Genomic DNA, 21,663 nt, shown 5'->3' on the forward strand with positions numbered 1-21,663 from the left:
CAGCTTTTGTCGCTAGGGTGGTGATTCACAGGTGGGTTCGCCACCTGAGAGCTGCGTCTGAACGCAGGCCGGCTTGCTTTTCTCCCCGGAAAGATTGGATACCCTAGTGAAAATGTCCCGATTCCTGATCCCCCTTTTGCTGCTAGTTCTCGCTTCTCCGGCGGGGGCTCTGCAGTTCATTGTCTGGGACCGTGATTTCCAGACAAAGGTCGGATATGGGGAAAGCAGCGGCGGCAAATTCAATGTGCAGTTGCTCCCGCGCTACAGTGGACCGGTCGTGGTGTTGTTTTCCCAGACAGATGAGGAACGCCGGCGCGCCACGTTTCCTACCCTGCTGAGTCGCTACGACGGCTTCCTGCGGGGAGGGCAACTGATTATTGAGACCCCGGGAAACGACGACGTGACACTCTCAAAGTTCCTGGCTACCTTCCGGCTGAGTGTCAGTGTGCAGTCGACGGGACAGACCCTGACGTTACCAGGCCTGAAGGTCGCCGGGCCGGATAACATCAAGATCAACAACAAGTAGTTCCAGAGGAGGCCTATGCTTGCGCAGATTCTTGTGGTGGAGGACGACCCGCATCTCGGGCCACTCCTGAAGGAATACCTGTCCGCCGATTATCAGGTGCATCATTCCGCGACCCTGAAGGACGCGCAGGCCTGGCTGGGCACCCACAGTGCCCAGCTGATTCTGCTGGACCTGAACCTCCCCGACGGGGACGGTCTGGATCTGGTGCAGGCGCTGCGTCAGTACAGCTCGACACCGGTGCTGGTCCTGTCGGCGCGCAGCGGGGTGCAGGAGCGGGTCGCTGGCCTGAATGCTGGAGCCGACGATTACCTCACCAAGCCCTTTGCGATGCCCGAACTCGACGCCCGCATCACCGCGCTGCTGCGCCGCACCGCGGCGGGCACCGGCGTCAACCTAGGCAACACCAGTCTGTCGACCAGCAGCCTGCTGCTGACGGTGGACGAGAAAAACATCAACCTCACCGAGCACGAGGCGCGCATCCTGGAATTGATGATGCGCACGCCCGAGCGCGTCTTCTCGCGGGCGGATATCGAGTCGCACCTGTACGGCTGGGAAACGCCGAACAGCAACAGTGTGGAGGTCCGGATCTCCCAGCTGCGCAAAAAGCTCGAACAAGCCGCCAGTGACCTGAGAATCCGCACCATCCGCAATGTCGGCTACGTTCTGCAAACCTGAAGAAAGCTGTTTGCCGGTTACGGTTCCCTCCTACACTTCAGCCATGATGTTCCGCAGCACGCGCCGCCTTCCGAGACATTGGAGGCGGCGCCCTGCCGTCTGGGGACAGTCATGACCCGCCATGTGGCTCTGAGTACGGCGCGCGTGGCGTGGCGCCACAGCCTGCGCTTCCGGCTGGCTCTGGTGTATTCGCTGGTCGCCCTGGCCATCACCACACTGATCGGGCTGGTGGTGGTCACATTGCTGCTGGGCAGCATGGACCGGCAGTTTGACGCGCGCCTGAACGAGCGGGCGGACGTACTGGCCGATCAGTTCACCAATCTCAGCAAGGGACTGGGGGAGCGGCCTCCGGCCATCACGGGGTTCACAGTTCTGGTCGACGCCCAGAACCGCGTGGCGCTGAGCAGCAACGGACTGAACATGGAGCCGGGAGAACCATTTCCCCAGCTCAACGAGTACCGGCTGCCCCTCCAGGGCACCCGGGTCCGCGCCGTGACCCGCAAGGCCGGCGGCTTCGGCACCCTGTGGGTGGGATTGCCAGAGGACGACCTGATCGCCGCACGGGAAAGTGCCATGCGCGCGTTGCTGCTCTCGGCGTTGATCACGCCTGCGCTGATGCTGCTGCTGGGCTGGTGGGTCGGGCGCCGGGCGCTGGCCGGGTTGGGCCAGGCTGCCGACCTGGCCGACCGCATCGACCCCACCCGCAGCCTGGCCACCCTGCCGCTGCCCGTGCGCGAGGACGAGGTCCACCGCCTGCTGGCGGCCATCAACCGCCTGCTGGTGCGTATCGAGGCGGGGCAGGCCCGTGAAAAGCAGCTGCTGGGGCAGATCGTCCACGAACTGGGTGCTCCACTGACGGTCCTTAAGGCCTCCCTGAACCGCGCCGCCGAACGCACCGGTGACCTTGAGGTCGGCCGCGCAGCCCTGGTAGCCGACGAACTGACCTTTACCACCCAGGATCTGATGCAGCTGGCCCGAGGTCAGCTGGAAATGAAGATGGTCTGGCATTACATTCCTGCCCGGACACTGCTGGGCCGGCTCGACCGGCTGGTTCCGGGCACCAGTTTCGAGGGCGACTGGAGCGGGGGGATCTTGTGTGACCCGGACCGCTTAACCCAGGCCCTGCGCAACCTGCTGGCCAATGCCCGCCGCGCGGCCGGTCCGGAAGGCACTGTCAGCCTGACCCTGGAAGATACCCCTGAGCAGGTGCGATTTGTCGTTCAGGACAGTGGCCCCGGCCTGCCTCCGGAACTGGGTGATCGCATCTTCGAGCCGTTTATCAGCGGCGCCGGAAGCAGCGGCCTGGGTCTGAGCGTCAGCCGGCAGATTGCCCTGATGCACGGCGGCAACCTGACCGGCAGCAACCAGGCAGGCGGCGCCCAGTTCGTGCTGTGCCTTCCCGGCGCCGCACTGGGTGATGACCACGATGAGGATCAGCACCACGACGATACCGAGCTGGCGGAGGTCTCCACACCTGCGGCCGCACGCCCGTGAGCCCGCCGGTATGCTGCGCCGGTGCCCCTGCCTGACCTGCCGCCTCCCGCTGCATTGACCGAGTCCGGCGAGGCCGAACTGCTCGCCCTGCTGACCCTGCGCTTTACGCCTTATCTGGGACCGCGGCGGATTGAAAGCCTGCGCCGCCACTTCGGCACCGCCCATGAAGCCCTGAACGCTCCTCTAAGCGCCGTACGGGAGGTAGCTGGCCTGGATTCCCGCAGCGTCGCGGCCCTGGGAGATGCCAGGGCGGCCACACAGGCCGAAGCGGAGCTTCAGCTGGCCCGCCGTCTGGGCGTTACCCTGCTAGGCCGCGGCCTGGAGGGGTATCCCCCGGCGCTGGAGGCTCTGGGGGACCCGCCTGCGGTGCTGTGGGTGCGTGGGCCCCTGCCCGAGTTGCCGGTGGTTCCCAGGAGTATCGGCATTGTGGGCACCCGGGCAGCCAGTCCCCATGCACTGAGCATGGCCCGGCTGCTCGCTGCTGAACTGGCCCACGCCGGGATCACCGTGGTCAGTGGCCTGGCACGCGGCGTAGACACCGCAGCCCACACTGCTGCGGTGGATGCAGGCGGCCAGAGCCTCGCAGTTCTGGGCAGCGCCGTGAACCGCATCTATCCTCCAGAGAACGAGGCGCTCTCAGAGCGGCTCACCCTGGTCAGCGAGTATCCACTGGGCACCGGTCCTGCCCAGCATCACTTTCCGACGCGCAACCGCCTGATCGCTGCCCTGTCGGCAGGCACGCTGGTGATCGAGGGCGAGCACAGGTCCGGTTCGCTGATCACGGCCGTGCATGCCCTGGAGTGCGGCCGGACTGTCTTTGCGATGCCGGGAAGGGCCGGTGACCCACGCGCCGCCGGTCCCCATCAACTGCTGCGCGACGGCGCGGTCCTTACCGAAACGGCGCAGGACATTCTTCGGGAATTCGGCTGGGACAGCGCCCCCGCGCGGCCACTGCCGGTCCTGCCGCCGGATCAGGCAGCGGTTGTTCAGGCGCTGGGCACTCCCGCCACACTCGACGACCTGCAGGCGACGACCCGGCTTCCCCTCCCGGAACTGCAGACCGCCCTGGTGATGCTGCAGCTCCAGGGGCTGGCGGAGGAAAGCGGTGGCCGGTGGGCCCGGCGCTAGGACGGCGCCGTTTCCTGGAGGTCCAGGTGCTGCGGCCCGAAGTCCTTTTCCACATCCACCCGGACCGGTCCCTGAAGGGTCACTCCCTCCTGAGCCGGGTCCAGCAGCTCTGGCAGCCGCTGGCGCAGGCCGGCCGCAAGCTGCGCCCCACTTCCAATGACGCCGTCGGCCTGCGGATCCAGAATCAGGCTCCAGCCTCCACCCTCCCAGGTCACCCGGACCGTCAGCGCCTCTCCCCGTTGCAGGGCGGCGAGTTCCAGGTCATCGATCCGGACACGGACCCCCCGCGCAGTGAAGCGGACTTTCATGATGGCAGCATAGCCCGCTGCGGGACTTAAGCTGGTGGCATGAACATTCTGGTTCTGGGCGGCACGCAGTTTGTCGGGCGGCATATCGTTGAAGCGTTTCTTGTGGCGGGCCATACGGTCAGCATCCTGACGCGCGGGAAGTCGGCCGACGACCTGCCTGCACAGGTGGAGCGGCTGCAGGGCGACCGGAACCAGGGCCCGGAAGGACTCTCAGCGCTGACAGGCCGGCAGTGGGACGCCTGCGTGGACGTCAGCGGCTACACCCCCGCCCAGGTCCGGGCCAGCGCCGAGCTGCTTCGTGACCGTGTCAGGCAATACGTGTTTATCAGCACGGTGAGTGTCTATGCCGAAGCCGGCCGGCACCCGGTGCGCGAGGACGACCCCCTGCTGCCGCCCGCCGCTGAAGACGTCACAGAGGTGACCGGTGAGACCTACGGCCCACTGAAGGTCACCTGCGAGGCCATCGTTCAGGAAGTGTACGGCGGGAACTGCGCCATTCTGCGCCCACAGATCGTCGCGGGTCCCTATGACCACACCGCCCGGTATCCCTACTGGGTGGACCGGGCCGGCAGGGGAGGGGAGATGCTGGCTCCCGGTGACGGCACGGACCATGTCCAGGTTATCGACGCGCGTGACCAGGCCCGCTTCACCGTCAAAGTGGTGGAGGAGCACATCAGCGGCGTCTTCAATCTTGCCGGCCCGCGCCTGAGCTGGTCCGAGTTCCTGACCGTCCTGGGAGCCGCCCAGCCTCGCTGGCTTCCCCACGAGACGCTGCAGGCTCATGGCCTGGGTCACCGGGAACTGCCGCTGTATCTGCCTGAGCACAGCGAGCAGGGCGGCCTGATGGACGTGAGTCCGCAGCGGGCACTCTCCGCCGGTTTGGTTCATACCAGTCCCTCGGTCACGGCCGCCGACACCCGCGCCTGGAGCCAGAATGCCGGGCTGAGCTACGCCCTGACTCCGGAGCGGGAGCAGGAGATCCTCAGCGCCGTTCCCTGAGATTTCCAGTTCTTTCTCGCCTGTCTGCAGAGAGAAGCGTAGAGGCGGATGGTATTCTGACCGCGCACTAGCAGGTCAAGGGAGGTGCGCTTTATCTCGCAGGAAATCTGGGCGGACGTGCTGGGTTACGTCCGCAAAAACATCTCGGAAGTGGAGTATCACACCTGGTTTGCGCCGGTCAAGAATCTGGGCGTACAGGAAGGGTCGCTGGTACTGGGAGTGCGCAATTCGTTTGCGCAGGAATGGTTCCGCAAGCATTATCTGGAACTGCTCGAAGACGCCCTGAGGTCCCTGGGCGCCCAGCATCCACAGGTCAGTTTTCAGGTGCTGCCGGCCGCCCAGGACGCGCTGCTGCTGCCCAGTGACCCACCGCCCGCCCCGCCTGTGCCAGGTCGGGTCAGCGCACCTCCCCCCAGCGACAACCGCAAGACCCTGAACCCCAAATACACCTTCGAGAATTTCGTGGTCGGGCCGAACAACAACCTCGCCCACGCGGCAGCTCTGGCGGTCGCCGAGTCGCCGGGCAAAGCCTACAATCCACTGTTTATCTACGGGGATGTGGGCCTGGGCAAGACCCACCTGATGCACGCGGTGGGCCATTACATCGCCGAGCGCTTCCCGGAAAAGCGTATCGAGTACGTCTCTACCGAGACGTTCACGAATGAGCTGATCAATGCCATTCGCGAGGACAAGACCACGCAATTTCGCAACCGTTACCGCTCGGTGGACCTGCTGCTGGTCGACGACATTCAGTTTCTGGCCGGCAAGGAGCGCACGCAGGAGGAGTTTTTCCATACCTTCAACGCGCTCTATGAGAACCACAAGCAGATCATCCTGAGTTCGGACCGGCCGCCCAAGGATATTCAGACCCTCGAAGGCCGGCTGCGCAGCCGCTTTGAATGGGGGCTGATCACCGATATCCAATCCCCGGAATTCGAAACGCGTGTGGCGATTCTCAAGATGAACGCCGAGCACAACCGCATCGATATTCCCCAGGAAGTCCTGGAGCTGATCGCGCGGCAGGTCACCACCAACATCCGGGAGCTTGAAGGCGCCCTGATGCGCGTGGTGGCCTTCAGCAGCCTGAACAACGTGCCTTTCTCGCGCGCTGTGGCGTCTAAGGCGCTGAGCAATGTGTTCGCGCCGCAGGAAGTCAAGGTCGAGATGATGGATGTGCTCCGCCAGGTCGCCTCGCACTTCAACATGCCGCCCGACGTCATCCGCGGGTCCGGGCGGGTCCGCGAGGTCGTGGTGCCGCGTCAGGTGGCGCAGTACCTGATCCGTGATCTGACTGATCACTCGCTGCCGGAGATCGGGCAGTTCTTCGGGCGTGATCACAGCACGGTCATGCACGCCATCAGCAAGGTCACCGAACAGCTGGGAAAGGACCCGGAACTCACGGCGGCGGTGGAGACCCTGCGGCGCAAGATGAAAGGTCTGGAAGACGAGGACTCCCGAGCATGAATGGCGCCGTCGAGGGTCGGTACAGAGGTTCCAAGCTGCGTTCCATACGCCTGTGCCAAATTTCACTTCCTGTGGATAAGTCTGTGGATAACCTGTGGATAACTCCTTCAAAAGCTGTGGATAAGTCTGTGGATAACCAGGCGCGGTTTTCTCCTGTGGATAACCCGCCAAGTTATCCACAGGTTATCCACAGGAAAGGCCCACTTATCCACAATTTTATCCACAGGATAAAGTAGCTCCTGGACGCATTCTAAGTCACTTATCCACAGTTTCCACAGGCCCTATTACTACTACTACTATGTTTATTAAGTAAATAGAACAGAAAAGAATAGAGATTTCTGAAGGGTCTCCCAGATTCAGGTCAGTTCCCGAGAAAAGGCAGGCATATTGCATGAAAGCGAACGTCACCAAAAAAACCCTCAGTGAAGGTCTTGGTCTCCTCGAACGCGTGATTCCAGGACGCAGCAGCAATCCTCTTTTGACGGCACTGAAGGTGGAAACCTCTGAGAGCGGCCTGACCCTGAGCGGCACAAATCTGGAAATTGACCTCTCGTGCTTCGTGCCTGCCGAAGTGCAGCAGCCCCAGAACTTCGTGGTGCCTGCCCACCTGTTTGCCCAGATCGTGCGCAACCTGGGCGGCGAACTGGTGGAACTGGAAATCACCGGCAACGAGCTCTCGGTGCGGTCCGGCGGCTCGGATTTCAAGCTGCAGACCGGTGACATCGAGGCCTATCCTCCGCTTACCTTTCCCGAGCACGCTGACGTGAGCCTGAACGCTGAAGAACTGGCGCGGGCCTTTTCCAGCGTGCGGTACGCGGCAAGCAACGAGGCCTTCCAGGCTGTGTTCCGCGGCATCAAGCTGGAGCACCGACCGGAATCGGCGCGCGTGGTGGCGTCCGACGGCTACCGCGTCGCCATACGTGACTTTCCAGCCAGCGGCGACGGCCGCAACCTGATCGTTCCAGCCCGCAGTGCCGACGAGCTAATCCGGGTCCTCAAGGACGGCGAGGCCCGCTTCACCTACGGTGAGGGCCTGCTCAGCGTTACGACCGACCGGGTCCGCATGAACCTCAAACTGCTTGACGGTGACTTTCCGGATTATGAACGTGTGATTCCCAGGGACATCAAGCTGCAGGTGACGCTCCCGGCCACCGCCCTGAAAGAGGCAGTCAACCGCGTGGCGGTCCTGGCCGACAAGAACGCCAACAACCGGGTGGAGTTCCTGGTGTCTGAAGGCAAGCTGCGACTGGCCGCCGAAGGCGATTACGGCCGCGCCCAGGACACCCTGGATGTAGTGCAGGGCGGCAGCGAGCCGGCCATGAGCTTGGCCTTCAACGCCCGCCACGTCCTTGACGCCCTGGGACCTATAGACGGAGATGCAGAGTTGCTGTTCAGCGGCTCTACGAGCCCCGCTATCTTCCGTGCAGCCGGGGGGGGCGGGTACATGGCCGTCATGGTGACGCTGAGGGTCTGAGGGCCCTTCTGGAAGCCGGCGAGGGCCCTATTCCATCCACACACGATCCCTAACTGGGTCTCCGGGCTAGTCACGTGCCTGGACTGGGTCCACTTCCCGAAAGATACGGCGCTTATAGTGTCTGAGGTACACCTTGCGCTGACCGGCGGGTCCGGGGCGGAGGTCTGGCGGTTTTGAAGTTCAAGAGTCGTCTTCTGGAGGTCTGTCATGAACATCGAGAAAGTTATTGCCCGCGAAGTGCTTGATTCCCGTGGGAATCCCACCGTGGAAGCTGAAGTGCACCTTGACAGCGGGTATGTCGGCCGCGCCATCGTCCCCAGCGGGGCAAGCACCGGTACCCACGAGGCCCTGGAACTGCGTGACGGGGGCAGCCGCTATATGGGCAAAGGCGTGCAACAGGCAGTGCGCAACGTCGAGGAGGCCCTGGGGCCAGCCATCGTGGGCCTGGATGCCAGTGAGCAGGTGGCCATCGACGCGGCACTAATGGCCGTGGACGGCACCCCCAACAAGGGCAAGATGGGCGGCAACGCGATCCTGGCTGTCAGCCTGGCGACCTCACGTGCGGCGGCTGAGGAGCTTGGGGTGCCGCTGTACCGCTACCTGGGCGGCAGCAATGCGAAGACCCTGCCGGTCCCTATGATGAATCTCATCAACGGGGGTGCCCACGCGGACAACAGTGTGGACTTCCAGGAGTTCATGGTGATGCCGGTCGGCGCGCCGACCTTCCGTGAAGCCCTGCGCTACGGTGCCGAGACGTTCCACACCCTCAAGAAGGTGCTGTCCAGCCGCGGATACAACACCAATGTCGGGGATGAGGGCGGTTTTGCGCCGGACCTCAAAAGCAACGAGGAAGCGCTGCAGGTACTGCTCGAAGCCATCGAAAAAGCCGGATATGAGCCGGGCAGGGACATCGCCATTGCGCTTGACCCGGCTGTGACCGAACTGTATAAGGACGGCCAGTACCACCTGGAGAGCGAGGGCCGCACGCTTTCGACCGCCGAGATGGTGGATTTCTGGGCCGACTGGGCCGCCCGTTATCCCATCGTCAGCATCGAGGACGGTCTGGCGGAGGACGACTGGGACGGCTGGCAGGCGCTGACCACCAAGATCGGCGACCGCGTTCAGCTGGTCGGCGACGACCTGTTCGTGACCAACCCCGAGCGGCTGCAGCGTGGCATCGACACCGGAGTCGGCAACGCGATCCTGGTCAAGGTCAACCAGATCGGCTCGCTGACCGAGAGCATGGACGCCATCGAACTGGCCAAACGCCACCACTACGGCACCATCATCAGCCACCGCAGCGGCGAGTCCGAAGACGCCTTTATCGCGGACCTCGCGGTGGCCACCAATGCCGGGCAGATCAAGACGGGCTCGGCCAGCCGCAGTGACCGTATCGCCAAGTACAACCAGCTGCTGCGCATCGAGCACGCACTGGGTGACCGCGCCGTGTATCTGGGCCGCAAGGCCCTGCGCTAGGCCCCTTCAGGCGGCGGGAGGACCACTCTCCTTCGGCCGCTTTTCCTTCCATCTCCTGGAAGGGATTCCAAGAAAGTCAACAGGTGACTCATGAAACACTCTGACCGATCCACCAAGATCGTTGCCACCATCGGTCCGGCAAGCCGCGACCCCGAAGTTCTCAGCCGTATGATTGACGCCGGGCTCAATGTGGTCCGCATGAACTTCAGCCATGGTGACCACGAGGACCACCGCCAGACCGTCCAGATGGTCCGGCAGCTCGCCGCCCGCAAGGGTGTGACCATCGGCATCCTGCAGGACCTGCAGGGACCCAAGATCCGTGTGGGCCGCTTTGCTCAGGGCGCGGTGACGCTGAGTGCCGGAGACAAGTTCGTAATTACCATGGACGATGTCGACGGCGACGAGACGCGTGTCAGCAGCACCTACAAGGGCCTGGCTGAAGATGTCCAGCCCGGAATGGCCCTGCTGCTCGACGACGGTAACATGGCGTTGCAAGTCGATCACGTGCGCGGACCGGACATTCATACCACCGTCGTGATTGGTGGGGTCCTGAAGAACAACAAGGGTATCAACGTGCCGGACGCTGACCTGAGCGTGCCGGCCATGTCGGAAAAGGATGTGTCGGACATGGAGTTCGGCGCACAGATCGGCGTGGACTGGGTGGCGCTGAGCTTCGTGCGCTCACGCGATGATCTGCTGCTGGCGCGGCATTACCTCTCCCGTTACGGCAGCCGTGCCAAGCTGATGGCCAAGATCGAAAAACCACAGGCCGTCGAGCGCTTTGCCGACATCCTCAAGGAGGTCGATGGCGTCATGGTGGCGCGTGGCGACCTGGGTGTCGAGATGCGCCCCGAGCAGGTGCCAACCATCCAGAAACACATCATCCGGATGTGCCGTGAGGCCGGCAAGCCGGTGATTACGGCAACCCAGATGCTCGAAAGCATGATCAGCCTGCCCCGTCCCACCCGCGCCGAGGCTTCAGACGTGGCCAACGCGATCTACGACGGCACCGACGCAGTGATGCTCTCGGCTGAAAGTGCTGCCGGTCAGTACCCGGTCGAGGCCGTGGCCATGATGGACCGGATTGCCCGCGAGGCCGAGTCCAGCGAGCATTACCTGCTGCTGCAGCGTCACCTCATGGTGGACACCGAACTGGCGCAGGACGCGATTGCCCACTCCGCTTGCAACATCGGTGAAAACCTGGAGGCCTCCGTTATCGTGACGTTCACCAGCACGGGCGGCGCTGCGGCGCGGGTGGCCAAGAACCGCCCGCCACTGGCGATCCTGGCCCTGACGCCCAACGAGCAGACCCGCAACCAGCTGGCCCTGTCATGGGGCGTGGTGCCGGTCCTTAGTGAAGATCCCCGCGACACGGATGACATGGTCCGCATCGCCAACGACGAGCTGCGCAAGAGTGGACTGGCAGATCTCGGAGACCGCTATGTGATTACGGCGGGCGTGCCTTTCGGGGTGAGGGGCACCACCAATATGCTGCGTGTGGAACGCCTGCGCCAGGGCTGATCCAGTCCCGAAGCTGGTTTTCTCATGTGAATAGGGTGAGACATGTCCATCACGAATTCGTGATGGACATGTCAGATTTTTATCCACAGCAACGCTGTTTTTCCACAGCCTGCCTGTGGATAACCTTGTAGACGCATCCGCGGTTTTCCTGCGCTAGGAAGCTGTCCACAGGCTTTGAGGTTGTTCACAGCGTCCCTGTGGACAACTTTGTTGTCTGAGACGCCGGTATGGGCCGCACAGGAGCCTCGTGAAGGCCTTATGAAGATTGCTCGAGATCAAGATCCCAGGTTCAGCCTTGCAAACCGGTCCTTGCCCTTCTGAATGACCGTACCGCCCTGTGTGGACAGGATATCGCGGGTCAGAACAGCCTGCGGATCGTTACAGGTCTCTCCATTGAGCTTCAGCCCCCGGTTCTGAATCAGCTTACGCGCCGCTCCATTGCTGGGCTCCAGCCCGGCTAGAACAACCAGTTTAGCCAGACTGATGCGGCCTTCTGCGTCGAAATCGCTCTCAGGTACGGCCACCTGTGGGATGTTCTCCGGAATGCCACCTTTCGCCACGGCCCTGAAACGCTCCTCGGCCGCGTCCAGGTCAGCTCCCGGGTGCAGCCACGCCACCACTTCTCGGGCCAGCTCGCGGTGGGCAGCCACCGGATGACCAGCCAGCAGTTCTTCAATGCGCTCCCGTGGCAGGTCAGTCAGCAGGGTGAAGTAGTTGTCCAGCATGGGGTCGGGCACCTTCATCAGTCCGGCGAACATGGCGTGCGGCTCGTCAGTCAGTCCGATGTAATTGTCCAGGCTCTTGGACATCTTCTCGGTGCCGTCCAGGCCCACCAGCAGCGGCAGGGTGATAACCACCTGCGGCTCCTGATCGTAATCCCGCTGCAGGGCCCGGCCCACCAGGTTGTTGAACAGCTGGTCGGTTCCCCCAAGTTCCACGTCAGCATGCAGCGCCACCGAGTCGTAGCCCTGGGTCAGCGGGTAGAGCAGCTCATGCATGGAGATGGGCGTTCCGGCGTTCAGTCGTTTGGTAAAGTCGTCGCGTTCCAGGATGCGGGCCACGGTGTAGCGGCTGGTCAGGCGGATGATGTCGGCGTACCCCAGCGGTTCGAGCCACTCGCTGTTGAAGCGCAGCTCCAGGACTTCGGGTTCCTGCCGCAGGATCAGGCGGCACTGGTCAAGGTAGCTCTGGGCATTGGCGCGGGTCTCTTCCAGCGTCAGCGGTGGCCGGGTCTTACTCTTGCCGCTGGGGTCACCAATCATGGCCGTGAAGTCCCCGATCAGCATGATGACCTTGTGGCCCAGGTCCTGAAACTGCCGCATCTTGCGCAGAATCACCGCGTGCCCTAGGTGTAGGTCCGGCCGGGTCGGGTCTGCGCCCAGCTTGACCCTCAGGGGCTCGCCTTTCTCCAGCTTGCGGCGCAAATCGTCTTCGGACACCAGGTCCACCACACCGCGCTTCAGGATTTCGATCTGCTCGGCCACCGGTACGTTGCTGCGGATTTCATTCATGACTGCTCCAAAAAATGACGGCCACTGGCAAGTGGCCGCCGCTTCAGGGTTGGATTTCAGGCTGTCTCGACCCTCCCCACCTCAGCGGCGGGGCGTATACGCACGTCGGGTCAGACGCCTCATGTCCCGCAGTGTAGCGCGTAGCATGCCCATGTGAAGTCCATCCACGACCTTCGGAGCACCTTTCCCCGTCCAGGGCAGCTGGAGTGGATTGGATTGCGCCCTGCCCGCCGCGCCCCGGTACTCAGCGTGCCGGAGGCCGAGGTCCACCCGCTGGTCGGCCTGATCGGTGACCACGGCAAAGTCGCCCCGGGCCGTCTGAAAGCTTTGACCGGGGAAGCTGGAGAGGCCGTGACGCCAGCGTCACAGCCAGCTATACCGGGCGGCCCGGGGCGGCGGCAGGTCACATTAATTCAGGCCGAGCATCTGCCCGTCATCGCAGCACTGGCAGGACTGAACGAGGCTGCCCCCGAGCTGCTCCGGCGAAATCTCGTGGTCAGCGGCCTGAGCCTGCTGGCACTCAAGGACGCCCGTTTCCAGATTGGCGAGGTCATTCTGGAAGGCACCGGCGAATGTCATCCCTGCTCACGCATGGAAGAAACCCTGGGTGAGGGCGGGTACAACGCGGTCCGTGGGCACGGGGGCCTCACGGCACGCGTGATCCAGGGCGGCGTGATCCGTGTCGGGGACGAGGTGCGCCCGCTGTGAATCCGGTGCTCGACGCCCGTCTGGAGGCGGTTCTGGAACTGGTTCAGGCACAGGTTCATGCGGACATTGGCTCCGACCATGCCCACCTGCCGATCCGGATCCTGCGCGCCGGACGGGCCAGCCGCTGTATCGCGGTAGAACTCAATCCTGGTCCTCTGGCCCATTCGCGGCGAAGCGCGGTCCGGTCCGGACTTGGGGAACGTCTGGAAGTCCGTGAGGGCAACGGCTTCGATCCGCTGCATGCTGGCGAAGTGGACAGTGCCAGCATGACCGGCATGGGTACCGGGACCATCGTGGGCGTCTTGCAGCGTGCAGGCGACAAGCTTCCAGCGGCCCTGGTGCTGCAGCCCAACGATTCGCCGCGCAGTATCCGGCAGTGGGCTTGCGCCAGCGGCTATCACCTCATGGCGGAGCGCCTGATGCCCGGCTACTGGGCTTACCCGGTGCTGCGGCTGGAGCGGGCCCTGGGCAATGATCCAGCCTATGTCGGCGTGCCGCTCAGGGCGGCCCTGCGCTATGGTCCCCACCTGTTGCGCGAACAGAGTCCGCTGCTGCGGCAACATATCCAGGAGGACCTTCTGAGGCTCACGCCGCTCGCCGCGCCAGGGCGCAACGCTTATGGTGAACTGGCGACCGCCCAGGAAGCGCTGGCCTGGCTGGATGACAGGCGCGCCGAGCAGAACAGGCAATAAAAAAGCCGCCTTCTTCGGCGGTGATAGGAAAAAGATAGCGTCATATGCACGCCACGTCAAGACCTCGCGCCCGGACAAGAAAACACTGTCTGAAACGCTGATTTTTGAAAGACCTTAAGAGGGCGGAATGCATAAGTCTCTCTGGCCGGGCCCTGATTACCAGGGTTCAGACAACACAGAGGCGGGTTCACACATGGCGTCCCGCCTCCAGTGGGTTATGGACGATGGATGTTACCGGGCGACTTCCACCGCGCGGCTCTCGCGCACCACCGTGACCTGCACCTGTCCGGGGTATTCCATATCCTGCTCGACCCGGCCGGCGATCTCGCGGGCCAGCAGGGTCGCCTGGGCGTCGGTGACTTTCTCGGGCTGTACGATGACGCGCACCTCACGGCCGGCCTGGATGGCGTAGGCCTGCTGTACTCCGGGAAACGAAACTGCGATCTGCTCAAGTTGCTCGAGGCGCCGCACATAGGATTCCAGCTCCTCGCGCCGGGCACCGGGGCGGGCGGCGCTGATGGCGTCAGCCGCCGCGACCAGCACGCTGTACAGCGTCTCACCGTTCTCCGGATCATGGTGATGGGCAATCGCGTCGGTCACTTCGGCCGGCTCACCAAAGCGCCGGGCCAGGTTGATGCCGATCTCCACGTGGGTGCCGTCGATCTCGCGGTCGATGCTCTTGCCCACGTCGTGCATCAGGCCGGCGCGGCGGGCCATGGCCGCGTCCAGGCCCAGTTCGTCGGCCATGATGCCGGTCAGGTGGGCCACCTGAATGCTGTGCTTCAGGACGTTCTGCCCGTAGCTGGTGCGGAAGTACATGCGCCCGAGGAGCTGCACGAGTCCCGGCTTGAGGCCCACCACTCCGGCCTCAATGGCAGCTTCCTCGCCCTGGGCATGAATGAAGGACTTCATATCGTCCTGGGCCTTGTGCACCATCTCCTCGATGCGGGTGGGGTGAATACGGCCGTCGGCCACCAGAGCGTCGAGCACATGCCGCGCGACCTCACGGCGCACCGGATTGAAGCTGCTCAGAATCACGGCTTCCGGCGTGTCGTCGATAATCAGGTCCACCCCGGTCAGTGCCTCGAAGGCGCGGATATTGCGGCCTTCACGGCCGATCAGGCGGCCCTTCATGGCATCGTTGGGAATCGGCACCACCGAGACGCTGAGCTGGGCGCTGGTCTCGGACGCGCTGCGCTGAATGGCCTGGGCCACGATATGCCGGGCACTCCGGCGGGCGTCCGCAGTAGCGCGCTCGTACATTGCCTTGACGCGGATCGCCTTCTCTTCTTCAAGCTCAGCGTCCAGCCGGCCTAGAATCTGCTCCCGGGCCACTTCCGGGGTTAGTTGCGCGACCTCGTACAGCTTCAGGTCTACCTGACGCTGACGTTCGGTAAGGTCGGCTTCCTGTGTCAGCAACTGCCGGTGACCTTCCTCCAGGCGTTCCTCCAGCAGGTCCAGCTTCTCCCCGCGGGCATCGAGCTGCTCGGCGCGGCGGTTGAGACGTTCGATTTCACGTTTGAGCTCATCCCGTTCCCGCCGCGTTTCCTGTCGGTCGGCGGCGAGGGCTTCACGCGCCTGGGCGGCGTCCTGCCTAGCCTGCTCACGTTCCATGTCGAGCTGCGCGCGCAGGCTGGCAATCTGATCACCCTGACTGCTCAGCTGGGCACTTTGAGCGGCCATCTGGGCCTCGCGCTCAGCGGCCTCCTGAATTCTTCTGCTGGACTCCTGTCTGGCCTGGTCGGCCTGCTCCCGAACGTGCCGGGCTTCGGCTTCCGCCTGAACCCGGATGCGCTCCGCTTCCGCACGGGCTTCCTGCTGAAGGCGATTGTCCACCTCGGCCCGCTGACGCAAGCCGCGTGACTGCCCACTCAGGAATCCCCCGACCAACCCCGCCAGGAGCGCCAGAATCACGATCGTCCACTCCATGATTTAGGCTCCTTTTGGTCTCATTCATGGCTGCTGCCCGCGGCGGGAAGGCCGGAGCTACAGCCCTAATCACACTGTTTGAATCGAACGCCATGCAGGATACTGCCGCCGTTCGTTCTGCAGTCTAGCTGTAAAGTCAACCCCCGCCGGATGGGCGTGTCCTCCGGGTGCTCAGGACTGGGCCCGGGCGGAACCTGGGAACAGAAAAACCCCGCCACCTGGGCGGGGTTCTCACTGCGCTGACGCCTTTACTTTTCGGCGTGAACGACGAGCTTCATGGGGATGGTGACCTCAGGGTGCGCGCGGTACGAAATGTCATACTCGCCGATTTCCTTGACGGTCTTGGGCATTTCGATGCGGCGCTTGTCCACGTCGAAGCCCAGCTTGTCGAGGCTGTTCGCCACGTCCTGGTGGGTCACGGCCCCATAGATCTTGCCTTCGCCGGCGCGGACGCTGAGTTCCACGGCAACGCCGTTCAGGCGGCTGGCCAAGTCCTCGGCTGCGGCCTTCTCCTGCGCCTGAATCTTCTGGCGGGAGCGCACGCGGGCCTCAAGGCTCTTCATGTTGCTGTTGGTGGCCGGTGAGGCGATACCCTGGGGAATCAGCCAGTTGCGGGCGTAACCGTCTTTGACGTTTACGACGTCGCCGGTCTTGCCGAGCTTGCCGGGTTCAAGAAGAATAACCTGCATTGCAATTCTCCTTATTTCCGGACGAGCTTCTCGGTGTAGGGCAACAGGGCAAGCTGACGCGCGACCTTGATGGTCTGCGCGATGCGGCGCTGATGCTTGGCCGAGAGGCCCGTGCGGCGGCGGGGAAGGATCTTGCCCGTGTCGCTGACGAAGCGGCGGAGCATTTTCACGTCTTTGTAATCGGTGATTTCCAGCTCTCCAATGGAGAACGGGTCAACCTTCGGCTTGCGGGGACGCTTGGGTCCCTTGCCGCGCGGCTTGCGGTCCGCGCTGTTGCTTTGCTGGGTCATTGGATTCCTCTGGGACCTGCTTAAAAGGGCAGATCCTCTTCCTCAGGTGGGAAGTCGTCGAGACCTTGGTCAATATCTAACCCGCCCGAACGGTTCCCCATGGTCGCCGCCCGGCTGGGGCTGGAGCCGCCAGACTGGGGACGCGCCGCACTGCTCGTGGTCTGACGAGGTGCTGCGGGGGAGGCTGCGTAGCCAGCTTGGCCAGCGGTCGCGCCTCGGGACAGGGCTTCGACTCTCGTCGCTTCTACTTTGGTGCTGTTGCGCTTGTTACCGTCGCGGTCGGTCCACGCCTCGTTGACGAGTCGTCCCTGCACCAGCACGGGGTCACCTTTTTTAAGGTCCTTCATGCTCTCGGCCAGGTCACGCCACAGGGTCACGTCGATCCAGTGGGTTTTTTCCTGGCGCTGGCCCTGGCGGTCGTTCCAGGTCTCGTTCACGGCCAGGCCGATCCCGAGCACGGCGTCTCCGGCGGGGGTGTAACGCAGTTCGGGGTCACGCGTAACGTTTCCGATCAGGACCACCTCGTTCATGCCGCGGCCCATGCGTACGCCGCCTCCGGCGTCCTGCACGAGTTCGGGCTGGGTGCCGAGCTGTTCCATGCGCAGCGCCTTGACGCGCACCATGCTGCGTTTGCCGCCTTCCGGCGCTTCCCACTGGCTGTATTCCAGGCTGCCTTCAACCAGCACGGCGTCTCCGCCTTTCAGGTTACGCTCGGCCTGCCACTCGGCGGGTTTGCCCAGAATGGACACGCGGTGGTACCAGGGGAGTTTGCGCTCGCGGCCGTCGTTGCCGACCAGATGATCTTCACCGGCGACGGTGGCTTCGAACACGGCAGTACCGCTGGGGGTGTAGCGCAGTTCAGGATCGCGGGCGAGTGCGCCAATCAGAAAGACGTGGTTCATGCCTCTGGCCATACTGGGTTCTCCTTTGCTGCTGGCTGAGCCGGGCTACCGGACTCGTACTGGGGTTGGGTCTGTGGCTGGCGATGCGGCCTTTGCAGGTTGACCTTACGGTAACAAACCTGGGCGATTACGTCAATGCCGTAATACGCTCAGGCTTTCTTGGTCTTCCATTCCGGGCGGTCCTTGACCACCAGGACGCGGCGCACGTGGTCACGCAGGCGCAGGCTGCTGGCGATGTCCTTTTCAGGGTTGCCACCGGCCTTGATGGTGTACATCAGGTAATAGCCTTCGCGGTCCTTGCCCACCTGGTAGGCCAGGCGGCGGTTGCCGAGATCGTCCAGGTTGCTGACTTCAGCGCCCACGTTCTTCAGGGCCGTTTCGATGTAGTCCTTCTCAATCTGCACCTGTTCGGCGCTGAGGTTGGGGTTCAGGATCAGGTTCAGGTCGTACTGGTTCATAGTTCACCTCCTTCAGGCTGCCGCACAAGCAAGGTCAGGCCTCGCCGGGCAGCGCAACTCACCACAGTACCAGACGGCAGGGCGTAATGCCAGCGTCACTCGGCACATGTGGACGGGAGGGGTCGCCAGTAGGCTGAGGCGTGAATTCACAGCATCCGGTAGAAGGCATTCTGGACATCCTGAAAGAAGCGGTGGAGGGAGGCGTGCCAGGCCAGGGCACCGCTTTTCTGGACGGCACCGGAGTGGATGGCACGGGAAACCACGGCCTGCTGGCGACACTGGAGGGGCTGAGTGCTACGCAGGCCAGCCACGAGGTCCTGGGTACGACCATCGCAGCGCATGCGCGGCATACGGCCTTCCATATGGAGGTCATCGTTCGTTGGGAGCGGGACGGCGACCGGGGACCATTCGACTGGAAGGGCAGCTTTCATCCTCTGCAGGTTGAGCCGCAGGAGTGGAGCGCATTATGTAGCCGGGTACGCCATGCCTTCCTGGCTCTGGACGCATTTGCCCGTACCCAGTTGGACCAGCCGGTGACCGGGGATATAACCGGAGGGCTGTGCGGCGCGGTGGCCCATGTCGCCTATCACCTGGGGGCTATGCGGCAACTGCTGAAAGGCGTCCCGGGAGCGTGAAGCTCCGCTCCGGAGATACCAGGGCTGAGTCCGGCTGAATTGCCTGCTTCAGAACCACGGAGGCGCGATCTGAGCCCTGCTCATCGGCGACGCCTGCCGGACCCCGGCTCACTCCGGCAGGATGGCAATCTATTTGCGACGTTTAAACAGGCTCCAGCGGCCGGACCGGTCGGATTCCTTGTCGTCCTCGGCGGGGGCCGGTGGTGATGTGGGGGCTGGAACGACCATGGGAACAGGTTTGTGACGGCCCACCGTCCTGCCCGCCGTGACCACCTCAGGCGTGCTCGGGGAGTCGTCGTAGATTTCGTCCTGCGGCGGCTCGCCCAGAGCCTCAAGCAGGGCGCGCCGCAACTCGTCGGCACTGGGCCGCTCGGCGGGGCGCTTGGCCAGAGCCAGTTCTGCCAACCGGGAAATCCGGCGGTCGACATGGCTGTTCAGGTGAGCCATAGAGCGCGGAAAGCGGGTCAGGTGGGCGACCATCAGTTCCTCATAACTGCTGCCATGAAAAGGCCGGGCGCCGCTCAGAAGCTCGTACATCATGATGCCCAGGCTGTACACGTCGCTGGCGCCGCTGCTGCTCTCCCCGTGGTAGATCTCAGGCGCCATATAGAACGGACTGCCACTGACCTTGCCACCCTGGGAGGTAAAGAAGGTACTGCCCATGTCGCCCAGCGCCGCGCGGCCTTCGTGGACGTACACGTTCTGAGGTTTGACATCCTGATGAACAGCGCCCAGATGGTGCAGATACGTCAGCGCCGAGGCCACGTCAGCCAGGATACGCAGCGCCTGACGCTCCGGAAGACGGCGGCCGGGAGGCAGATCCTCCAGATGCTCGGTCAGGTCGCCCTGTGGGTAGTACCTGAGCGCCAGAAACGCCTGCGCGCCAAACGGCGTTCCTGCATGGGCATGAACAATATGGGGGTGACGGAACTGCAGGGTCAGCCGGACCTCGTTGCCGAAGCGTTCGGCGGCCTCTTTCTCTTTAAGGGTCTGCTCGTGCGGAATCTTGAGTGCCACATGACGGCCATCCTCGGCAGCAGCCAGGTACACCAGCGAGGTGTTGCCGCGTCCCAGCAGACGCAGAAGCTTGTAGCCTGGAATGGTGCGTTCTGAAGTCATGACCGGATACCTCGCACTGTAGACCATGATTTCAGACCTTACGGATCAGTGACGTGAGGCGAACCTTCAGCAACCCCGGGCCGAAGGAGCCTGCATGCAGACACACAGAAAAGAGAATAAGAGAAGAGGCGGGCATGAGTAGCTCCAGTTCACCTCATGACCTCTCACCTAATTCTTTCTGTGGGTCATGTCTGACCCTGCTCGTCACGGCCTGTGATGAAAATCAAATCATCTGCCGGACTGGTCCCTGTTCCTGGTCCACGTTCCGGCAGATGCTGATTCCCCTGGGAGGCCAGGCGTTTTCTTCTCTGAGCTGACCTCGGCAGAAAGGTACCTAGTCGTCGTCGCTTCCCTCTTCGGCGACCCGCTTGCCAGCCATCCATTCCAGTCCAGCCCACATCAGCTCATCCAGGTCACCGTCCAGCACATCGTCGGGATTGTGCTTCATCAGCCCCGTACGATGGTCTTTGATGTACTGCTTGTCGAGCACGTAGGAGCGCATCTGGCTGCCCCATTCCACCTTGGCCTGTGCTCCACGGGCCGCAGCTTCCTCGGCCTCGCGCTTCTTGACCTCGATGTCGTAGAGGCGCTGCTTGAGGATCTGCAAGGCCAGCTCGGCGTTCTTGATCTGCGAACGCGTGATCTGACAGGCCACCGCAAGGCCCGTGGGCAGGTGGGTCAGCCGCACTGCAGAATCGGTGGTGTTGACGCCCTGTCCACCGGCTCCCTGAGAGCGGAACACATCGCGGCGCAGGTCGCTGTCGGGGATGTGGATGTTGATCTCTTCCTCGGGAACTTCCGGCACCACGTCCACCGAGGCGAAGCTGGTCTGGCGGCGGTTGTTGGAGTCGAAGGGAGAGACACGAACAAGACGGTGAACACCGTGCTCGGCCGCCATCATGCCGTAGGCCTTCTCGCCGCGGATAATGAATTCGATGCTCTGGTAGCCGGCCTGATCTCCGGGCTGTTCGTCGAGGATGTCGACCTTGTAGCCCCGGCGCTCGGCCCAGCGCATGTACATGCGGGCCAGCATGCCAGCCCAGTCCTGCGCTTCGGTGCCGCCGGCGCCGCCCTTGACCCGCACGATGGCGGCCGTGTCGGCGTGCTTCATGGTAAAGAGCGTCTCGCGGTAAAGCTCGTCGACCCGCGTCTGCAGGCTGCCCTGTTCCTCAGCCAGCATTTCGCGCTCTTCTTCGTCGGCGATTTCGAGCATTTCGCTCAGGCCCTCTGCGTCCGAGCGGAGATTGGTGTAGCTCTCCACGATGCGCCGGAGGGTCCCGGATTCCTGGGTAACCTGACGCGCCCGGCCCTGGTCGTTCCAGAGTTCAGGATCGCTGAGTTCGCGGTCCAGTTCGTTCAGACGCCTTGTTTTGCCGGGAATGTCAAAGGTACTCCCGGAGCGACGCCAGTTTTTCCAGCAGTTCTTGCATATCAGCGTGCCTCCCTTCCGCACATTCCCGTTGGTCGGGGCGCGGGCTGTTGCCAAAGAAAGAGTATAGGGCCCTGTACGGTGACAGCTGGACGACCCCACTTTTCCGCGCCCACACGACCACCACCGAGGATCAAGAAGTAGGGAGGGGAGAGGAGTTGACAAGTTGAGGATGGGCCTGTATCTTTTCTGAGCCTCAAGCGAGGCGGGTTGCATGACAAGGTGAAGAGAGAACG

Annotated in this window: 21 protein-coding genes; 12 read left to right on the forward strand and 9 right to left on the reverse strand. The window is 63.3% G+C overall.

What is annotated here, in order from left to right; translation table 11 throughout:
* Positions 1-112: 112 nt before the first annotated feature.
* The 4 genes from IEY49_RS18625 to dprA all read left to right on the forward strand — a co-directional run bounded on the left by IEY49_RS18625 (position 113) and on the right by dprA (position 3,823).
* Positions 113-526 (forward strand): hypothetical protein, encoded by a 414-nt coding sequence (locus IEY49_RS18625; RefSeq protein WP_189011535.1) that lies wholly within the window; start codon positions 113-115, stop codon positions 524-526.
* 15 nt (positions 527-541) lie between these two features.
* On the forward strand, positions 542-1,201 hold the full coding sequence (locus IEY49_RS18630) for a response regulator transcription factor (protein WP_189011537.1): 660 nt from the start codon (positions 542-544) through the stop codon (positions 1,199-1,201).
* A 111-nt stretch (positions 1,202-1,312) separates the two neighbouring features.
* Positions 1,313-2,695 (forward strand): sensor histidine kinase, encoded by a 1,383-nt coding sequence (locus tag IEY49_RS18635; protein WP_189011539.1) that lies wholly within the window; start codon positions 1,313-1,315, stop codon positions 2,693-2,695.
* A gap of 21 nt (positions 2,696-2,716) precedes the next feature.
* Positions 2,717-3,823, forward strand: coding sequence for a DNA-processing protein DprA (gene dprA, locus IEY49_RS18640; RefSeq protein ID WP_189011541.1), 1,107 nt, complete (start codon positions 2,717-2,719; stop codon positions 3,821-3,823).
* Here dprA and IEY49_RS18645 read toward each other — a convergent pair.
* The gene (locus IEY49_RS18645) at positions 3,820-4,131 is read right to left on the reverse strand and encodes a hypothetical protein (protein WP_189011543.1); all 312 of its coding nucleotides are present in this window, start codon (positions 4,129-4,131) and stop codon (positions 3,820-3,822) included. The two genes, dprA and IEY49_RS18645, sit on opposite strands and share 4 nt — an antisense overlap.
* A gap of 39 nt (positions 4,132-4,170) precedes the next feature.
* Between IEY49_RS18645 and IEY49_RS18650 the strand changes: the two genes are divergently transcribed.
* The 5 genes from IEY49_RS18650 to pyk all read left to right on the forward strand — a co-directional run bounded on the left by IEY49_RS18650 (position 4,171) and on the right by pyk (position 11,065).
* Positions 4,171-5,130, forward strand: coding sequence for an NAD-dependent epimerase/dehydratase family protein (locus IEY49_RS18650; protein ID WP_189011545.1), 960 nt, complete (start codon positions 4,171-4,173; stop codon positions 5,128-5,130).
* A gap of 93 nt (positions 5,131-5,223) precedes the next feature.
* On the forward strand, positions 5,224-6,594 hold the full coding sequence (dnaA, locus tag IEY49_RS18655) for a chromosomal replication initiator protein DnaA (protein WP_189011573.1): 1,371 nt from the start codon (positions 5,224-5,226) through the stop codon (positions 6,592-6,594).
* 391 nt (positions 6,595-6,985) lie between these two features.
* Positions 6,986-8,068 (forward strand): DNA polymerase III subunit beta, encoded by a 1,083-nt coding sequence (dnaN, locus tag IEY49_RS18660; protein ID WP_189011547.1) that lies wholly within the window; start codon positions 6,986-6,988, stop codon positions 8,066-8,068.
* A 207-nt stretch (positions 8,069-8,275) separates the two neighbouring features.
* Complete coding sequence (gene eno, locus IEY49_RS18665) at positions 8,276-9,544, forward strand: phosphopyruvate hydratase (RefSeq protein ID WP_189011549.1); 1,269 nt, start codon at positions 8,276-8,278, stop codon at positions 9,542-9,544.
* 90 nt (positions 9,545-9,634) lie between these two features.
* On the forward strand, positions 9,635-11,065 hold the full coding sequence (pyk, locus tag IEY49_RS18670; protein ID WP_189011551.1) for a pyruvate kinase: 1,431 nt from the start codon (positions 9,635-9,637) through the stop codon (positions 11,063-11,065).
* Positions 11,066-11,340: 275 nt separating this feature from the next.
* Here the strand turns inward: pyk and tyrS are convergent, their stop codons facing one another.
* On the reverse strand, positions 11,341-12,576 hold the full coding sequence (gene tyrS / locus IEY49_RS18675; RefSeq protein ID WP_189011552.1) for a tyrosine--tRNA ligase: 1,236 nt from the start codon (positions 12,574-12,576) through the stop codon (positions 11,341-11,343).
* 153 nt (positions 12,577-12,729) lie between these two features.
* On the opposite strand from tyrS, the gene IEY49_RS18680 reads away from it, so the two are divergent.
* Both IEY49_RS18680 and IEY49_RS18685 read left to right on the forward strand, forming a co-directional pair.
* Positions 12,730-13,284, forward strand: coding sequence for an MOSC domain-containing protein (locus tag IEY49_RS18680; protein ID WP_189011555.1), 555 nt, complete (start codon positions 12,730-12,732; stop codon positions 13,282-13,284).
* Positions 13,281-13,976, forward strand: coding sequence for a tRNA (adenine(22)-N(1))-methyltransferase TrmK (locus tag IEY49_RS18685; RefSeq protein ID WP_189011557.1), 696 nt, complete (start codon positions 13,281-13,283; stop codon positions 13,974-13,976). The genes IEY49_RS18680 and IEY49_RS18685 overlap by 4 nt, the downstream gene beginning before the upstream one ends.
* A gap of 231 nt (positions 13,977-14,207) precedes the next feature.
* Here the strand turns inward: IEY49_RS18685 and rny are convergent, their stop codons facing one another.
* The 5 genes from rny to rpsF all read right to left on the reverse strand — a co-directional run bounded on the left by rny (position 14,208) and on the right by rpsF (position 18,244).
* Positions 14,208-15,905, reverse strand: coding sequence for a ribonuclease Y (gene rny, locus IEY49_RS18690; protein ID WP_189011559.1), 1,698 nt, complete (start codon positions 15,903-15,905; stop codon positions 14,208-14,210).
* 248 nt (positions 15,906-16,153) lie between these two features.
* Positions 16,154-16,594 carry a 50S ribosomal protein L9 gene (gene rplI / locus IEY49_RS18695; RefSeq protein ID WP_189011561.1) on the reverse strand — a complete coding sequence of 147 codons (441 nt, stop codon included), beginning with the start codon at positions 16,592-16,594 and terminating at the stop codon, positions 16,154-16,156.
* 11 nt (positions 16,595-16,605) lie between these two features.
* Positions 16,606-16,884 (reverse strand): 30S ribosomal protein S18, encoded by a 279-nt coding sequence (gene rpsR / locus IEY49_RS18700; RefSeq protein WP_012691929.1) that lies wholly within the window; start codon positions 16,882-16,884, stop codon positions 16,606-16,608.
* Between the two features lie 20 nt (positions 16,885-16,904).
* Complete coding sequence (locus IEY49_RS18705; protein ID WP_189011563.1) at positions 16,905-17,798, reverse strand: single-stranded DNA-binding protein; 894 nt, start codon at positions 17,796-17,798, stop codon at positions 16,905-16,907.
* 137 nt (positions 17,799-17,935) lie between these two features.
* Positions 17,936-18,244 carry a 30S ribosomal protein S6 gene (rpsF, locus tag IEY49_RS18710; RefSeq protein WP_012691931.1) on the reverse strand — a complete coding sequence of 103 codons (309 nt, stop codon included), beginning with the start codon at positions 18,242-18,244 and terminating at the stop codon, positions 17,936-17,938.
* Between the two features lie 140 nt (positions 18,245-18,384).
* Here rpsF and IEY49_RS18715 point away from each other — a divergent pair, with 140 nt between their 5' ends.
* Positions 18,385-18,879, forward strand: a complete 495-nt coding sequence (locus IEY49_RS18715) for a DinB family protein (protein WP_189011565.1) — start codon at positions 18,385-18,387, stop codon at positions 18,877-18,879.
* Positions 18,880-19,008: 129 nt separating this feature from the next.
* Here IEY49_RS18715 and IEY49_RS18720 read toward each other — a convergent pair whose 3' ends face one another.
* Complete coding sequence (locus IEY49_RS18720) at positions 19,009-19,998, reverse strand: serine/threonine-protein kinase (RefSeq protein ID WP_189011567.1); 990 nt, start codon at positions 19,996-19,998, stop codon at positions 19,009-19,011.
* Between the two features lie 334 nt (positions 19,999-20,332).
* Positions 20,333-21,428 (reverse strand): peptide chain release factor 2 gene (prfB, locus tag IEY49_RS18725; RefSeq protein WP_189011569.1). Its coding sequence is split into 2 segments (ribosomal slippage): positions 20,333-21,382 and positions 21,384-21,428, totalling 1,095 coding nucleotides; the frame shifts between segments, so codons are not numbered across the junction.
* Positions 21,429-21,663 lie beyond the last annotated feature (235 nt).

The organism is Deinococcus malanensis, from assembly GCF_014647655.1.
GTDB classification, from domain to species: domain Bacteria; phylum Deinococcota; class Deinococci; order Deinococcales; family Deinococcaceae; genus Deinococcus; species Deinococcus malanensis.

Excerpts from the sequence above, each read along its gene's own strand:
- IEY49_RS18625 (WP_189011535.1), top strand. The coding sequence starts at position 113 with ATGTCCCGATTCCTGATCCCCCTTTTGCTGCTAGTTCTCGCTTCTCCG.
- IEY49_RS18630 (WP_189011537.1), top strand. The coding sequence starts at position 542 with ATGCTTGCGCAGATTCTTGTGGTGGAGGACGACCCGCATCTCGGGCCA.
- IEY49_RS18635 (WP_189011539.1), top strand. The coding sequence starts at position 1,313 with ATGACCCGCCATGTGGCTCTGAGTACGGCGCGCGTGGCGTGGCGCCAC.
- IEY49_RS18645 (WP_189011543.1), bottom strand. The coding sequence starts at position 4,131 with ATGAAAGTCCGCTTCACTGCGCGGGGGGTCCGTGTCCGGATCGATGAC.
- IEY49_RS18650 (WP_189011545.1), top strand. The coding sequence starts at position 4,171 with ATGAACATTCTGGTTCTGGGCGGCACGCAGTTTGTCGGGCGGCATATC.
- dnaN (WP_189011547.1), top strand. The coding sequence starts at position 6,986 with ATGAAAGCGAACGTCACCAAAAAAACCCTCAGTGAAGGTCTTGGTCTC.
- eno (WP_189011549.1), top strand. The coding sequence starts at position 8,276 with ATGAACATCGAGAAAGTTATTGCCCGCGAAGTGCTTGATTCCCGTGGG.
- pyk (WP_189011551.1), top strand. The coding sequence starts at position 9,635 with ATGAAACACTCTGACCGATCCACCAAGATCGTTGCCACCATCGGTCCG.
- tyrS (WP_189011552.1), bottom strand. The coding sequence starts at position 12,576 with ATGAATGAAATCCGCAGCAACGTACCGGTGGCCGAGCAGATCGAAATC.
- rny (WP_189011559.1), bottom strand. The coding sequence starts at position 15,905 with ATGGAGTGGACGATCGTGATTCTGGCGCTCCTGGCGGGGTTGGTCGGG.
- rplI (WP_189011561.1), bottom strand. The coding sequence starts at position 16,594 with ATGCAGGTTATTCTTCTTGAACCCGGCAAGCTCGGCAAGACCGGCGAC.
- rpsR (WP_012691929.1), bottom strand. The coding sequence starts at position 16,884 with ATGACCCAGCAAAGCAACAGCGCGGACCGCAAGCCGCGCGGCAAGGGA.
- IEY49_RS18705 (WP_189011563.1), bottom strand. The coding sequence starts at position 17,798 with ATGGCCAGAGGCATGAACCACGTCTTTCTGATTGGCGCACTCGCCCGC.
- rpsF (WP_012691931.1), bottom strand. The coding sequence starts at position 18,244 with ATGAACCAGTACGACCTGAACCTGATCCTGAACCCCAACCTCAGCGCC.
- IEY49_RS18720 (WP_189011567.1), bottom strand. The coding sequence starts at position 19,998 with ATGACTTCAGAACGCACCATTCCAGGCTACAAGCTTCTGCGTCTGCTG.